We start from the raw sequence: 14314 nt of genomic DNA on the forward strand, positions 1-14314 counted from the left end.
AAGGAGCCGGTCCTGGTTTCCGGCACCGACGGCGTGGGCACCAAGCTGAAGCTGGCCTTCCACCTGAACAAGCATGACACCGTCGGCATTGACCTGGTCGCGATGAGTGTCAACGACATCCTGGTACAGGGCGCGGAACCGCTGTTCTTCCTCGACTACTTCGCCTGCGGCAAGCTGGACGTGCCGTCCGCGACCGACGTCATCAAGGGTGTCGCACTGGGCTGCGAACGCGCCGGCTGCGCGCTGATCGGCGGCGAAACCGCTGAAATGCCGAGCATGTACCCGGACGGCGAATACGACCTGGCCGGCTTTGCGGTCGGCGCGGTCGAGAAGTCGAAGATCATTGACGGCAGCAAGATCGTGCCGGGCGACGTGGTGCTGGGCCTGGCTTCGTCGGGCGCGCACTCCAACGGCTATTCGCTGGTGCGCAAGATCATCGAAGTCGCCAAGCCTGACCTGAACGCTGATTTCCACGGTCGCCGCCTCGCCGACGTGATCATGGAACCGACCCGCATCTATGTGAAGCCGCTGCTGTCCCTGATGGAGAAGCTCGAAGTCAAGGGCATGGCGCACATCACCGGCGGCGGACTGGTGGAAAACGTGCCGCGCGTGCTGCGCGATAACCTGACGGCCGTGCTCCAGCGCGATTCGTGGACCATGCCGCCGCTGTTTACCTGGCTGCAGCAGCATGGTGGCGTGGCCGACGCCGAAATGCACCGCGTGTTCAACTGCGGCATCGGCATGGTGGTGATCGTGTCGAAGGAAAACGCGGATGCGGCTATCGCCCACCTGAAAGCGGCAGGCGAAACCGTCAGCCGCATCGGCGAAATCCGCGAGCGCCAGGGCGACGAGGCGCAGACGATCGTTCAGTAAGAACGGTCTCGCAATGAAAAACGGCTGCAGATTTTGCAGCCGTTTTTGTTTGTGCAGCCGTTCAGTGCTGCTTGTTGCCGTCTTCCTGCTGCGCCAGAGTTTGCAGCGGTGCGGGATTGGGATTCGTGTTCAACATGCTGTGCGGCGGCTGCACACGCACCGGCTGGCTGTTGGTATTGGTTGCCGAGAGCGCCTTCGCACCGTCGTCCGGGGACGCATTCCATACCGGATCGGAAATGCCTTCGAACACGGTCTTCAGCTGCTGGCCCCAGGTGCTGCGGATCATCTGGAAGTACTGGTTCTTTTCGTCGATGGTGACGAAGCGGGTCACTGACAGCGCATCCTGTTCGTAAATCAGCAGGTCAAGCGGGAGGCCAACCGAGATATTCGAGCGCAGCGTCGAGTCCATGGAAATCAGCGCGCACTTGGCGGCTTCGTTCAGCGTCGTCGCCGGAGTGACGACACGATCAATGATCGGCTTGCCGTACTTGGCTTCGCCGATCTGGAAATAGGTGTTTTCGTTGTGCGCTTCGATGAAGTTGCCTGCGGCGTACACCTGGAACAGCCGGCAGCGTTCGCCCTGGATCTGGCCGCCGAAAATGATGCTGACATTGAAGTCAATACCGAACTCGCGCAGAGTCCGCGCGTCGCGTTCGTAGACGGTGCGGACCGCTTCGCCCACGATCTGTGCCGCTTCATACATGGATGTCGCGGTCCAGACGGTCTTGCCGCCGGTCGTCGTGCGCTCGGCGATGATCTGGCGGATTGACTGCGAAATCGACAGGTTCCCGGCGGTCATCAGCACCATCATGCGGTCGCCCGGGTTTTCGAACACCGTCATCTTTCGGAAGGTGCCGACCTGGTCCACGCCAGCGTTCGTCCGAGAGTCGGACAGGAAAACCAGCCCCGAATCGAGGCGCATGGCGACGCAGTAAGTCATGATGGAAAAGCGGGGTGCAAAATCCGGATTCTACAGGACGAACCTGACAGGAAGGCCGGAATTTCAGGTGGAAATTGGCGAAACGTCAACATGCACCTTGAGCGCTTCCTCTCCGCCGCCATGGCGCACGCCCCGTACCGGCGCCGCCCAATCATAGTCCCGTCCGATGGCCAGCCGGCAATGAGCGTCGCCGGCAAAGCAGGCATGGGTGACGTCGATGCTGACCCAGCCCGTGAAATCGATTTCTTCCACCCACACGTCGACCCAGGCATGGCTGGCGGCATGCTCGGTATCACCCGGATCGATATAGCCGGACACGTAACGTGCCGGAATGCCGTGCACATGGCAGCAGGATAGGAAAAGGTGGGCATGGTCCTGGCAAACGCCCTGGCCAAGGCGAAGGGCATCGGCGGCCGGCGTGGTGACTTCGGTGGCTCCCTTGCGGTAATCGACTGACCCGCAGATTGCTTCGGCAAGCGCGAGGAGGGCGCTGCTCCGCGCACCAGGGCGCAGATGGCGCATCGCAAAGTCGACAATGTTGCCGTCCGGTTCGGTCAGGCGCGTCGGCACGGTGAACACCAGCGGCGACAGCGTATTGCCGCCAGCAAGCCTTCCGCAGTCGAGCGGATCCACCGCAACCGTGCCCCCTGCAAGGATGCGCACTTCGTCATGCAATCCGGTGATGGTAAGCATGTGGCCGATATTGCCGAAGGCATCGAGAAACTCGTTGCGCCGCCCGGCGGTGCGCACTTCCCATGAGCGTACCTGCTGGTGCGGCTCGACACGCGGCGACAGCCGCAGCTGCTGGATCGTATAGGTCAGCGGGGCGGTGTAGTGATAAACCGTCTCGTGTCGGATCGACAGCAGCATGATTATGCAGTCAGGGGCACCAGGAAATCGCGGCTGATGCGATTGCCGACTTCGTACATGCGTTCGAGGAACTGCGTCAGATATTCGTGCAAGCCCGACGAGAGAATCTCGTCGATCCTGCTGTACTTGAGTTCCGCATGCAGCTTGCCGACGAAGCGCTCGGTATCCGCCGACACATCATTGCGCACCTGCGCGAGATTGGACGTTACCTCTTCCATGCAGGCCAGCAGCGAACGCGGCATGTCGGCGCGCAGCATCAGCAGCTCGGCTACGCGTTCCGGCGTGATGACGTCCCGGTAGACCTTGCGGTAGATTTCGAAGCCCGACACCGAGCGCAGGATCGCTGCCCAGTGATAGAAATCGCGTTGCGTTTCGTCATCCGATGACGGGTCGGCGAACACGCTCTTGTCGGTGCCGTGGAATTTCACGTCGAGGAGGCGCGCGGTATTGTCTGCGCGTTCGAGGAAGGTACCGAGACGGATGAAATGGAAAGCTTCATCTTTCAGCATGGTGCCGATGGTCACCCCGCGCGACAGGTGCGAGCGGTACTTCACCCATTCGAAGAACTGGCTCGGGTCTTCCTCGAGGATCCGGCTCTTCAGCTTGTTCTGCAATTCGAGCCAGGTGGCGTTGTGCGTTTCCCAGACTTCCGTGGTCAGCGCGCCGCGCACTGCGCGCGCATTCTCGCGCGACTGCTGGATGCACGAGACGATGGACGAGGGATTGTCCGGGTCGCGCACCATGAAGTCGAGGACATCCCTGGCCGTCATCAGCCCGTATTTGTCATCGAAGGCGTCAAGCAGCTCGGAAATGCCGAGCATGGCGCGCCAGCCCTGTTCCGCCGCATGGGCGGATTGCGGCATCAGGGAGGTCTGGACATTGACGTCCAGCATGCGCGCGGTGTTTTCGGCGCGCTCGGTATAGCGCGCCATCCAGAAGAGGTGGTCTGCGGTGCGGCTGAGCATCTTATTTCTCCAGTACCCAGGTATCCTTGGTCCCGCCGCCCTGCGACGAGTTCACAACCAGCGAGCCTTCCTTCAGCGCCACGCGCGTCAGCCCGCCCTTGACCATCGACACGGTCTTGCCCGACAGCACGAAGGGCCGCAGGTCGATGTGGCGTGGCGCGATGCCAGACTCCACGAAGGTCGGGCAGGCCGACAGCGCCAGTGTCGGCTGTGCGATGTAACCATCCGGCTTGGCCAGCACGCGCTGGCGGAAAGCCTCGATCTCGTCGCGTGTGGACGCGGGACCGACCAGCATGCCGTAGCCGCCGGCGCCGTGCACTTCCTTGACCACCAGCTTCGGCAGGTTGGCCAGCGTGTATTCCAGGTCTTCCTTCTTGCGGCACTGGTAGGTGGGCACGTTGTTCAGGATCGGCTCTTCGGACAGGTAGAAGCGGACCATGTCCGGTACAAAGGGGTAGATCGACTTGTCGTCGGCGACGCCGGTGCCGATGGCATTGGCCAGCGTCACGCGGCCGGCGCGGTAGACGGAGAGCAGCCCCGGCACGCCGAGCGAGGAATCGGGGCGGAACGCCAGCGGATCAAGGAAGTCGTCATCGATGCGGCGGTAGATCACATCCACCCTCTTCGGCCCGCGCGTGGTGCGCATATAGACAGCATTGTCATTGACGAACAGGTCCTGTCCTTCGACAAGTTCGACGCCCATCTGCTGCGCGAGGAAGGCGTGTTCGAAGTAGGCCGAGTTATACATGCCCGGCGTCATGACGACGACAGTGGGATCGTTGACGCCGACCGGTGCGACGGAGCGCAGGTTATCCAGCAGCATGTCAGGGTAGTGCGCGACGGGGGCGATCTTGTGCTGCGCGAACAGATCCGGAAAGAGCCGCATCATCATTTTGCGGTCTTCCAGCATGTACGACACGCCGGAGGGAACGCGCAGGTTGTCTTCGAGTACATAGAACTCGCCTTCACCGGCCCGCACGATATCCACGCCTGCGATGTGCGCATAGATGTCCGACGCAACCGAGATGCCCTGCATTTCCGGCCGGTACTGCGCATTGCGGAAGATCTGCTCGGCCGGGATCACACCGGCCTTCACGATATTCTGCTCATGGTAGATATCGTGGATGAACATGTTCAGCGTCTTCACGCGCTGGACGAGGCCCGCTTCCAGTTGCGCCCATTCCGAAGCGGGAATGATGCGCGGGATGATGTCGAATGGGATCAGGCGCTCCGTCCCGGCATCGTTTCCGTACACAGCGAATGTAATCCCTACCCTGCGGAAGATCAGGTCGGCCTCGGTCCGCTTCCTGGCAATGACTTCCGGCGGCTGGCCTTCCAGCCAGCGGTCGAACCGGCGGTAGTGTTCGCGCACCGCGGGTTCAGCTGTGTACATTTCGTTGAAAAAATTGGGCATGGTGTGCTGTCTCGACAGTCGATGGGCGATGAGCGATTAAACCAAGAGTAACAAGAAGCGTGCCAGCAGGCACGTCTCGTCAGGGCAGCCGGATGTGTTCGACCAGCGCGTTGGAGCGCGGCTCGGGCTTCCGCGTCAGCAAGCTGACGATGATGATCGTGAGGAAGCCTGCAGGCACCCCGAACACTCCCGCGGAAATCGGTGCAATGCCAAACCACTGGTTCACCGGAGAACCGCCCAGCGCCGGATAGGTGCGGAGCATGTAGTAAACGCATACGCCCAAACCCACGACCATGCCCGCAATTGCACCTTGCTGGTTCGCCCGTTTCCAGAAAACGCCCAAAACAAGGGCAGCGAACAGCGCCGACGACGCCAGCGAGAACGCCGCACCAACCATGGACAGGATGTCGCCCGGTTTCAGGGAGGCGGCGTAGGCCGCCACCAGCGCGACGACGAGCAGCAGCAGCTTGGAAATCGTCACCCGCTTCTGGGTCGAGGCCTTGGGATCGACGATCTTGTAGTACACGTCATGCGACAAGGCATTGGAAATGGTCAGGAGCAGGCCATCCGCCGTCGACAGCGCCGCCGCCAGGCCGCCAGCCGCAATCAGGCCCGAAATCACATAGGGCAGGCCCGCAATCTCGGGTGTCGCCAGCACCACGATGTCGCCGTCCATCACGATTTCCGCGAGCTGGACCACGTTGTCCTTGTTCATGTCGGTGATCGAGACCAGCGGATTGATCTTGTCGACGCTGGCCCAGTAAGAGACCCAGGATGGCATTTTCGAGAAATCAGTACCCAGCAGCGAGGTATAGATGTCGTACTTCACCAGGACCGCCAGCGCCGGGACTGTCGTGTACAGGAGCATGATGAACAGCAGCGCCCAAAAGACCGAGCGACGCGTTTCCGCCACCGATGGCGTGGTGTAGAAACGCACGAGGATGTGCGGCAGGGCGGCCGTTCCCATCATCAGGCACAGCACCAGGGCCATGAAATTGTTGCGCTTGGTGTCCGATGCATCCGGCGTTTTCCCCGGGAAGGGGGTGGTGTGCGGGACCACCGGCTCCGCCCGCGCCAGGTTGAAGGCGCGCGCCTCGCTCCATTTGCGCTGGGCCTCCTCGACGTCCTTTGGGTAGGCGGCAAGGGCGCGCGTGGCTGCCTTGATCTCGATGAGCGAGGCATTGGTGCGCTTGAGGTCTTCCACATTGCGCTGCATTTCCACCAGTCCGTTTTCCCAGGAGGAGGGCAGTGCCGCTATCTTGAACGCGTACTCGTTGGCGCGTTCCTTGAAGATCGCGCGGACTTGCTGCTCCATCGGGTCTTCGTTGATCTGCTTCTCGCGCTCGCTCAGCTTGGCCAGGGCCGAGCCATACGCTACTTGCGGGATAGGCACGTTGGTGTGTTTCACCGACAGCCACACCACCGGGATCATGTAGGCGATCAGCATGATGATGTACTGCGCCACCTGGGTCCAGGTGATCGCCCGCATACCACCGAGGAAGGAGCACACCAGGATGCTGGCCAGTCCGAGGAAGATGCCGACCGAGAATTCGACGCCGGTGAAGCGCGACGTGATCAGTCCGACGCCATAGATCTGCGCAACGACATAGGTGAAGGACACCAGCACGGTAAACAGCACCGCGATGATCCGCACCGGCATGCTGCCCCAGGGGCCGGCATAGCGCGTAGCCAGGAAATCCGGGATGGTGTAGTGGCCGAACTTGTTCAGGTAAGGAGCGACCAGCAGTGCGACCAGGCAGTAGCCGCCGGTCCAGCCAAGGATATAGGCCAGGCCGTCAAAGCCCATGACGTACAGGCCGCCGGCCAGGCTGATGAAACTCGCGGCCGACATCCAGTCGGCCGCAGTTGCCATACCATTGAACATGGCCGGCACGCGGCGTCCTGCGACGTAGTATTCCGACACATCCGATGTGCGGCTGATGACGCCGATGCCGGCGTACACCACGATGGTGGAGAAAATGAAGATATAGCCGATCCAGGCGCGCGGAAAGCCTTCCTTCTCCAGCACTGCAAGCGAAAGCAGAAAGACGATGAAGCCGATGGTGTACCAGCTGTAGTAGAGGACGAGCCGTCGGAAAAAGGCGTCATTGCGCATCGGTGGTCTCGCTCGTCAGCAGTTTGTCCAGCTTGCGCATGTGGAGGAAATACCCGGCCAGGATTGCCAGGTACAGCAGGATAAGGCCCTGAGCGGCCATGTAGAAGGAAAACGGCCATCCGAATACCGTGAAGCTGGTCAGCTCCCGCGCGAAGAAGATGATGCCGAAGGTCGAGCCGAACCACAAGGCGACCAGCACCGCCGTGAATTGCCGGACCTTGCTCCAGTACAGCTTGGTATTCTGCGCGCTCTTGGTATCCATCATCCGATATCCTCGATGAACTCGGGACGCTGTTCCATGTGCATCGTGAGGCGGAACAGGCAGCCCGGGAGTTTGGGATCATGACTGTGCGGATTGTTGAAGATGTCCACGATCGCGCCATGCTGCTGCGCGATCTCGCGCACAATCGACAAGCCGAGCCCGCTGCCTTCGGCATTGCTGCCCAGGATACGGTAGAAGCGCTCGAACACATGCGAACGCTCTGAAGGCGGAATGCCCGGGCCGGTGTCTTCGACTTCCAGGATAGCGTGTTCTTCGACCGCGTTGGCGCGCACGCGGACGGTCACGCTGCCACCTTCCGGTGTGTAGCGCAACGCATTGTCGATCAGGTTGCTCAACAGTTCGCGCAGCATCACCGGATTGCCCTGCACCATGATCGGATGTCCGGGCTGTTCGAAACCGAGGTCGATGCGGTGGGTGAACGAGGCTTGCACCCAGTCCTGCACGACATTGCGCGCCAGTTCGGACAGTTCGAGCGGAACCAGGGGCTTGGTGGCGGGCGTCTGGTTTTCTGCGCGGGCCAGTGCGAGCAGCTGGTTGACAAGGCGGGTGGCGGATTCCGAACTCTTCGACAGCTGCTCGAGCGAGCGGTGCATTTCTTCCAGGTTGGTTTCGCGCAGCGCCAGTTCCGATTGCATGCGCATGCCGGCCAGCGGCGTCTTCATCTGGTGTGCCGCGTCGGCGATGAAGCGCTTCTGCATCTCGATACTCTGCGAGAGGCGGCCGAGCATGTCGTTGAACGAACGGACGAGGGGGGAGATTTCTTCCGGCACCTGGCCCGATTCGATCGGGCTCAGGTCGTCAGGCCGCCGCGCGCGGATGCGCTGCTGCAGTTCGGCCAGCGGCGACAGGCCGCGCGACAGTGCGAACCAGACCAGCGCCAGCGCGACGGGAAGGATGATGAACTGAGGCAGGATCACGCCCTTGATGATTTCATTGGCGAGCTGGGCGCGCTTGTCCAGCGTCTCCGCCACCTGCACCAGTGCGGTCGCACCGCGCTCTGTTTCACGCGCGCCGCGCCTGGGGCGCAATTCAGCGTACACATACGCCACCCTGACCTCCGTGCCGCGCATGATGTCGTTGCGGAAGCGTACCGATCCCGACGGCTGCTTTTCGTCATCCGGCGGCGGGGGCGGTATGTCTGCATCTCCATCGATGAATTCCCCGCGCGGGCCGACGATCTGGAAATAGACGTTATCAACATCATCCGCACGCAGGATGTCGCGTGCAGAGCTGGACAGCTGCGTTGCGATTTTTCCGTTAACCTCCCGCACCTGCTGAGAGACGACGACTGCGCGGTCATCAAGCGCGCGGTCAAAGGGATGGTTGGCAATCGATTTGGCGACGAGATAGGTAATGGCAATGCTCATCGGCCAGAGCAGCAGCAGCGGCACCAGCATCCAGTCGAGGATCTCGCCGAATAGTGAGCGCTGGATGCGCTCTTCCGGCTGGGCGGCGACAAAATCGCTGGACTTGCCTCGGCGCGGCGGCGGGGTCGAGGCGGATACGCCCGCATCCGGACGGTGGGCGTCGCTCATGGAAGGATGTCAGGCGGAAGTCGGTGTGTTCTGCGCACCCGGGGCGGCGTCGGAGAATTTTTCGAGGCAGTAGCCGAGGCCGCGCACCGTGGCAATGCGCACGCCGCCCACCTCGATCTTTTTGCGCAGGCGGTGGACATACACTTCGATGGCGTTGTTGCTGACTTCCTCGCCCCATTCGCACAGGTGGTCGACCAGCTGCTCCTTCGATACCAGGCGCCCGGTGCGCTGCAGCAGGACTTCCAGCAGGCCCAGTTCGCGTGCCGACAGGTCGAGCATCTGGTCGTTCATGTAGGCGATACGCCCCACCTGATCGTAGGAGAGGGGGCCGTGTTTGATCACGGTCGGGCCACCGCCCGCGCCGCGGCGCGTCAGCGCGCGCACGCGCGCTTCGAGTTCGGATAGGGCGAACGGCTTGGCCATGAAGTCATCGGCGCCGAGGTCGAGGCCCTTGACGCGCTGTTCGATGGAATCGCCCGCCGTCAGGATCAATACCGGCAGGCGCGAATTCCGCGCCCGCAATCGGCGCAGTACCTCAAGCCCAGGCATCTTGGGCAGGCCCAGGTCGAGGATGAGCAGGTCGAAATCCTGTGTCGACAGTGCGGAGTCCGCTTCCAGGCCGTTCTTGACGCAATCCGTGGCGTAACCGGACTGGCGCAGCGAGCGCGTCAGTCCATCGGCTAGTACACTGTCGTCTTCAGCGAGCAAAATACGCATGGTTGGCACTCTGCAATCAGATGGAAAGTAGTCTATTGCTTTTCAGTAATGGCAGCAAGGCAAAGCAAGTGCCGACTTCATAATCCTGCCCCTCTCCTCATCCTAATCAAGTTTTCCCGATATTTAAAATTCCCGCTTGCGCAAGCCACTGTTTTTTTATACAGTATGGCCTGTGACGTTAATCGTGGCCCCGGTATCAAGCAGTGCGGGCCGATCAAACCCCAACCGTCGAAAGAATACAGTTATGGACGACAAGAAAGCAGCGCAAAACCCGGAAAAGGCAAAAGCACTGGCCGCCGCGCTGGCCCAGATCGAAAAGCAGTTTGGCAAGGGTTCCGTGATGCGCATGGCAGATGGCGCAGTGGCGGAAGAAGTACAGGTGGTCTCCACCGGCTCGCTCGGCCTGGATATTGCGCTAGGCGTCGGCGGATTGCCGCGCGGCCGGGTTGTCGAGATCTACGGCCCGGAATCCTCCGGTAAAACGACTCTGACCCTGCAAGCCATTGCAGAAATGCAAAAGCTCGGCGGTACCTGCGCCTTCATCGATGCGGAACACGCACTGGACGTGGTGTATGCACAGAAGCTTGGCGTCAATCTGTCCGAGTTGCTTGTTTCGCAACCCGACACCGGTGAACAGGCACTGGAAATCTGTGATGCGCTGGTCCGTTCCGGCAGCGTCGACCTGGTGGTGGTCGACTCGGTCGCGGCCCTGACCCCGAAGGCGGAAATCGAAGGCGACATGGGCGACTCGCTGCCCGGCCTGCAGGCACGCCTGATGTCTCAGGCGCTGCGCAAGCTGACCGGCAGCATCAACCGTACCAATACGCTGGTTATCTTCATCAACCAGATTCGTATGAAGATCGGCGTCATGTTCGGTAATCCCGAAACGACGACTGGCGGCAATGCGCTCAAGTTCTACGCCTCCGTGCGCCTGGATATCCGTCGCACCGGCTCGATCAAGTCCGGCGACGAAGTCATCGGCAATGAAACCAAGGTCAAGGTCGTCAAGAACAAGGTAGCGCCGCCGTTCAAGGAAGCGCATTTCGACATCCTGTACGGGGAAGGCACTTCGCGCGAAGGCGAAATCCTCGACCTCGGTTCGGAAGCCAAGATCGTCGAGAAGTCCGGCGCCTGGTACAGCTACAACGGCGAACGCATCGGCCAGGGCAAGGATAACGCTCGTAATTACCTGAAGGAGCATCCGGAACTGGCGCGCGAGATCGAAAACAAGGTCCGCGCCGAGCTGGGCGTGCCTGAGCTTCCGCCGCTGGCCGCTGAAGCCGAATAAGCCTCACTATTCATACTGTCTACATCCCGAATACTTCACGTGAGGGAGCCCGCGCTGCTGGAACGCCATGGCAAAATTGCAAATGAGTCTAAAGGCGCGGGCTCTGAAGTATTTATCCGCTCGTGAACATAGCCGGCTTGAGCTGGGACGCAAGCTGGCACGTTATGCCCAGGAGGGCGATGACGTCGAGGCACTGCTCGATGCCCTCGAAGCGGCAAAATTCTTATCCCAGTCCCGTTTTTCGGAATCCCTGATCAACCGTCGCGCAGCTCGTTTCGGCAATAGCCGAATCTTGTCCGAACTACAGGCGCACGGTATCGACGGCGATGCGTTACAGGACGTCAAATCCGGCCTGCTCGACGATGAGGCTTCCCGCGCTTGCGAGGTCTGGCGCAAGAAATTCCGCAGTCCGCCCGTGGATGCCGCAGAACGCGCCAAACAGATGCGCTTCTTGCAACAGCGCGGCTTTTCGTCTTCGGCAATCCGCGCCGCGCTGTCTGCTGCCGTTGATGCGGACGACGCGTAAATCATTGTCTTTCCAGTTATTCGTGTCCCGATCCTGAAGCTTCGGGACGAAAAATTGCGTGGCTGCGCGCAGGGCAACTTCCACTGTTCCCATGGCAAAATGTCACCATGGTTTTAGCCTTGTGCCTGTGCTAAACTTTGCGAGTTTTTGCAGCGCCGCATGAGCGGCTGTTGTCGTAGAAACTGCGACAACGACACGCAAATGCGGCATTTCTTTAAAGCCGCTTCACTGGCATTGGTCGTTATGCCCTTATCACCGCCGTTATCCCGCCGTGCGTTAAAGCACACGCGCGCAATCCAGATCGAAGCGTTCGCGCGCGACGACGGCTTGTGGGATATCGACGCGCATATAACAGATATAAAGACCCGTGATACCAGGCTCGCTTCCGGCATCCGTCCTGCCGGCCAACCTGTGCATAACCTCTGGCTCCGCATCACCGTCGACACTGCACTGAATGTCGTTGACGCTGAGGCAGTCTCCGACGCCGTTCCCTACCCGAATTACTGCGACACCATTGGTCCCGACTACAAGAAGCTGGTCGGACTGAATCTTCTCAAGGGATTTCGCGAAGGCGTCAAGCAGCGACTGTCAGGCATCAAGGGCTGTACCCATATCACCGAACTGGCCGCCGTCCTCCCGACTGCGACCATCCAGGCATTTGCCGGCGACGTGCTCGACACGCGCGACGGCGCAAGCACAGAAGAGCAAAGCCACAAACCGTTTCAACTCGACCGCTGCCACGCCTTGCGTACCGACGGGGAAGCAGTCGCCAAGTTTTACCCGCGCTGGGCGGTCAAGCCATTGGCGGCATCCGAATCCAGTTAATTTCAACCATTTTGTTTGTTAATAAGCGTCTGAAGGGAAGCTCGCATGAAAATCCATGAGTATCAGGGCAAAGAAATCCTCCGCAAGTTCGGAGTGACGGTTCCGCGCGGTATCCCGTGCTTTTCCGTTGAGGAAGCAGTCAAGGCAGCCGAGACTCTTGGAGGCCCGGTCTGGGTCGTCAAGGCTCAGATCCACGCGGGCGGCCGCGGCAAGGGCGGCGGTGTGAAGGTTGCCAAGTCGCTCGACCAGGTCAAGGAATACTCGCACGCCATCATGGGCATGCAGCTGGTCACGCACCAGACCGGTCCGGAAGGCCAGAAGGTCAACCGCCTGCTGATCGAAGAAGGCGCCGACATCAAGAAGGAACTCTATGTTTCCATGGTCACCGACCGTCTGAGCCAGCGCGTCGTGCTGATGGCTTCCAGCGAAGGCGGCATGGACATTGAAGAAGTCGCTGAAAAGCACCCCGAGCTCATCCACAAGGTTGAAATCGACCCGGCCACCGGCCTGACCGATGCCGACGCTGACGCGATCGCTTCCAAGATCGGTGTGCCCGCCGGCTCCATCGCCGACGCGCGCAAGCAGCTGCAAGGCCTGTACAAGGCGTACTGGGAAACCGACGCATCGCTGGCCGAAATCAACCCGCTGATCCTGACCGGCGACGGCAAGGTGATCGCGCTCGACGCCAAGTTCAACTTCGACTCCAACGCGCTGTTCCGTCACCCGGAAATCGTTGCGATGCGCGACCTGGACGAAGAAGACCCGGCTGAAATCGAAGCATCCAAGTTCGACCTGGCCTACATCTCCCTCGACGGCAACATCGGTTGCCTGGTGAACGGCGCCGGCCTGGCCATGGCCACCATGGACACCATCAAGCTGTTCGGCGGCGAGCCGGCCAACTTCCTCGACGTGGGCGGCGGTGCCACCACCGAGAAAGTGACCGAAGCCTTCAAGCTGATGCTGAAGAACCCCAACCTGAAAGCCATCCTGGTCAACATCTTCGGCGGCATCATGCGCTGCGACGTCATCGCCGAAGGCGTGATCGCCGCATCCAAGGCAGTGTCGCTGGGCGTGCCGCTGGTCGTCCGCATGAAGGGCACCAACGAAGACCTGGGCAAGAAGATGCTGGCCGAATCCGGCCTGCCGATCATCGCGGCTGACACGATGGAAGAAGCAGCACAGAAGGTCGTCGCTGCAGCCGGTAAATAATCGCTAAGGGAATTACAAATGTCGATTCTGATCAATAAAGACACCAAAGTCATCACGCAAGGCATCACCGGCAAGACCGGCCAGTTCCACACGCGCGGCTGCCGCGACTACGCCAACGGCAAGAATTGCTTCGTCGCCGGCGTGAATCCGAAGAAGGCAGGCGAGGACTTCGAAGGCATTCCGATTTTCGCCAACGTCAAGGAAGCCAAGGAACAGACCGGCGCGACCGTGTCGGTGATCTACGTGCCGCCCGCAGGTGCAGCTGCTGCAATCTGGGAAGCCGTGGAAGCCGAACTCGACCTGGCCATCTGCATCACCGAAGGCATCCCCGTTCGTGACATGCTGGAAGTCAAGGACAAGATGAAGAAGGCCGGCAGCAAGACCCTGCTGCTCGGACCGAACTGCCCGGGCCTGATCACGCCGGACGAAATCAAGATCGGCATCATGCCGGGTCACATCCACAAGAAGGGCCGCATCGGCGTCGTGTCGCGTTCCGGCACCCTGACCTATGAAGCCGTGGCGCAGCTGACCGCGCTCGGCCTGGGCCAGTCTTCCGCGGTCGGTATTGGCGGTGACCCGATCAACGGCCTGAAGCACATCGACGTGATGAAGGCGTTCAACGACGATCCCGATACCGATGCAGTGATCATGATCGGCGAAATCGGCGGTCCGGACGAAGCGAATGCCGCTTACTGGATCAAGGACAACATGAAGAAGCCGGTCGTCGGCTTCATCGCCGGTGTTACCGCTCCT

General features: G+C 60.8%; 14 protein-coding genes. 6 read left to right on the forward strand and 8 right to left on the reverse strand.

The window, feature by feature from the left end:
• The coding region (gene purM, locus AYR66_RS12170) for a phosphoribosylformylglycinamidine cyclo-ligase (protein WP_088709777.1) at nucleotides 1-873 on the forward strand (873 nt) is incomplete at its 5' end.
• Nucleotides 874-934: 61 nt separating this feature from the next.
• On the opposite strand, the gene AYR66_RS12175 is transcribed toward purM, so the two are convergent.
• From AYR66_RS12175 to AYR66_RS12210, 8 genes are all read right to left on the reverse strand, one after another.
• Nucleotides 935-1813, reverse strand: coding sequence for a proteasome-type protease (locus AYR66_RS12175; RefSeq protein WP_088707693.1), 879 nt, complete (start codon nucleotides 1811-1813; stop codon nucleotides 935-937).
• Between the two features lie 63 nt (nucleotides 1814-1876).
• Nucleotides 1877-2683, reverse strand: a complete 807-nt coding sequence (locus AYR66_RS12180; RefSeq protein ID WP_088707694.1) for a transglutaminase family protein — start codon at nucleotides 2681-2683, stop codon at nucleotides 1877-1879.
• Between the two features lie 2 nt (nucleotides 2684-2685).
• Nucleotides 2686-3648 (reverse strand): alpha-E domain-containing protein, encoded by a 963-nt coding sequence (locus tag AYR66_RS12185; protein WP_088707695.1) that lies wholly within the window; start codon nucleotides 3646-3648, stop codon nucleotides 2686-2688.
• 1 nt (nucleotide 3649) lies between these two features.
• Nucleotides 3650-5062 (reverse strand): circularly permuted type 2 ATP-grasp protein, encoded by a 1413-nt coding sequence (locus AYR66_RS12190; protein ID WP_088707696.1) that lies wholly within the window; start codon nucleotides 5060-5062, stop codon nucleotides 3650-3652.
• 79 nt (nucleotides 5063-5141) lie between these two features.
• Nucleotides 5142-7178: a sodium:solute symporter family protein gene (locus tag AYR66_RS12195; protein WP_088707697.1), complete on the reverse strand. Its 2037-nt coding sequence runs from the start codon at nucleotides 7176-7178 to the stop codon at nucleotides 5142-5144.
• Nucleotides 7168-7443: a DUF4212 domain-containing protein gene (locus AYR66_RS12200; protein WP_088707698.1), complete on the reverse strand. Its 276-nt coding sequence runs from the start codon at nucleotides 7441-7443 to the stop codon at nucleotides 7168-7170. The genes AYR66_RS12195 and AYR66_RS12200 overlap by 11 nt, the downstream gene beginning before the upstream one ends.
• On the reverse strand, nucleotides 7440-8996 hold the full coding sequence (locus AYR66_RS12205) for a sensor histidine kinase (protein WP_088707699.1): 1557 nt from the start codon (nucleotides 8994-8996) through the stop codon (nucleotides 7440-7442). Before AYR66_RS12205 ends, AYR66_RS12200 begins: the two co-directional genes overlap by 4 nt.
• Before the next feature lie 9 nt (nucleotides 8997-9005).
• On the reverse strand, nucleotides 9006-9713 hold the full coding sequence (locus AYR66_RS12210; RefSeq protein WP_088707700.1) for a response regulator transcription factor: 708 nt from the start codon (nucleotides 9711-9713) through the stop codon (nucleotides 9006-9008).
• Nucleotides 9714-9957: 244 nt separating this feature from the next.
• On the opposite strand from AYR66_RS12210, the gene recA reads away from it, so the two are divergent.
• From recA to sucD, 5 genes are all read left to right on the forward strand, one after another.
• Nucleotides 9958-11001, forward strand: coding sequence for a recombinase RecA (gene recA / locus AYR66_RS12215; RefSeq protein ID WP_088707701.1), 1044 nt, complete (start codon nucleotides 9958-9960; stop codon nucleotides 10999-11001).
• 67 nt (nucleotides 11002-11068) lie between these two features.
• A complete protein-coding gene (gene recX / locus AYR66_RS12220; protein WP_088707702.1) occupies nucleotides 11069-11527 on the forward strand; it encodes a recombination regulator RecX in 459 nt (152 codons plus the stop codon).
• A 243-nt stretch (nucleotides 11528-11770) separates the two neighbouring features.
• A complete protein-coding gene (locus AYR66_RS12225) occupies nucleotides 11771-12352 on the forward strand; it encodes a DUF2889 domain-containing protein (protein ID WP_088707703.1) in 582 nt (193 codons plus the stop codon).
• Nucleotides 12353-12397: 45 nt separating this feature from the next.
• Nucleotides 12398-13561, forward strand: a complete 1164-nt coding sequence (gene sucC, locus AYR66_RS12230; protein ID WP_088707704.1) for an ADP-forming succinate--CoA ligase subunit beta — start codon at nucleotides 12398-12400, stop codon at nucleotides 13559-13561.
• 18 nt (nucleotides 13562-13579) lie between these two features.
• Nucleotides 13580-14314, forward strand: a 735-nt coding sequence (gene sucD, locus AYR66_RS28870) for a succinate--CoA ligase subunit alpha (protein WP_170942304.1), incomplete at its 3' end; no start/stop codon positions are given.

Source organism: Noviherbaspirillum denitrificans (assembly GCF_002211445.1).
Classification (GTDB): Bacteria; Pseudomonadota; Gammaproteobacteria; order Burkholderiales; family Burkholderiaceae_D; genus Noviherbaspirillum; species Noviherbaspirillum denitrificans.

What these genes read in the sequence shown, in the direction of transcription:
- AYR66_RS12180 (WP_088707694.1), bottom strand. Translation starts at nt 2,683, where the DNA reads ATGCTGCTGTCGATCCGACACGAGACGGTTTATCACTACACCGCCCCG.
- AYR66_RS12225 (WP_088707703.1), top strand. Translation starts at nt 11,771, where the DNA reads ATGCCCTTATCACCGCCGTTATCCCGCCGTGCGTTAAAGCACACGCGC.
- sucC (WP_088707704.1), top strand. Translation starts at nt 12,398, where the DNA reads ATGAAAATCCATGAGTATCAGGGCAAAGAAATCCTCCGCAAGTTCGGA.
- AYR66_RS12205 (WP_088707699.1), bottom strand. Translation starts at nt 8,996, where the DNA reads ATGAGCGACGCCCACCGTCCGGATGCGGGCGTATCCGCCTCGACCCCG.
- AYR66_RS12210 (WP_088707700.1), bottom strand. Translation starts at nt 9,713, where the DNA reads ATGCGTATTTTGCTCGCTGAAGACGACAGTGTACTAGCCGATGGACTG.
- recA (WP_088707701.1), top strand. Translation starts at nt 9,958, where the DNA reads ATGGACGACAAGAAAGCAGCGCAAAACCCGGAAAAGGCAAAAGCACTG.
- AYR66_RS12185 (WP_088707695.1), bottom strand. Translation starts at nt 3,648, where the DNA reads ATGCTCAGCCGCACCGCAGACCACCTCTTCTGGATGGCGCGCTATACC.
- AYR66_RS12175 (WP_088707693.1), bottom strand. Translation starts at nt 1,813, where the DNA reads ATGACTTACTGCGTCGCCATGCGCCTCGATTCGGGGCTGGTTTTCCTG.
- AYR66_RS12195 (WP_088707697.1), bottom strand. Translation starts at nt 7,178, where the DNA reads ATGCGCAATGACGCCTTTTTCCGACGGCTCGTCCTCTACTACAGCTGG.
- recX (WP_088707702.1), top strand. Translation starts at nt 11,069, where the DNA reads ATGGCAAAATTGCAAATGAGTCTAAAGGCGCGGGCTCTGAAGTATTTA.
- AYR66_RS12190 (WP_088707696.1), bottom strand. Translation starts at nt 5,062, where the DNA reads ATGCCCAATTTTTTCAACGAAATGTACACAGCTGAACCCGCGGTGCGC.
- AYR66_RS12200 (WP_088707698.1), bottom strand. Translation starts at nt 7,443, where the DNA reads ATGATGGATACCAAGAGCGCGCAGAATACCAAGCTGTACTGGAGCAAG.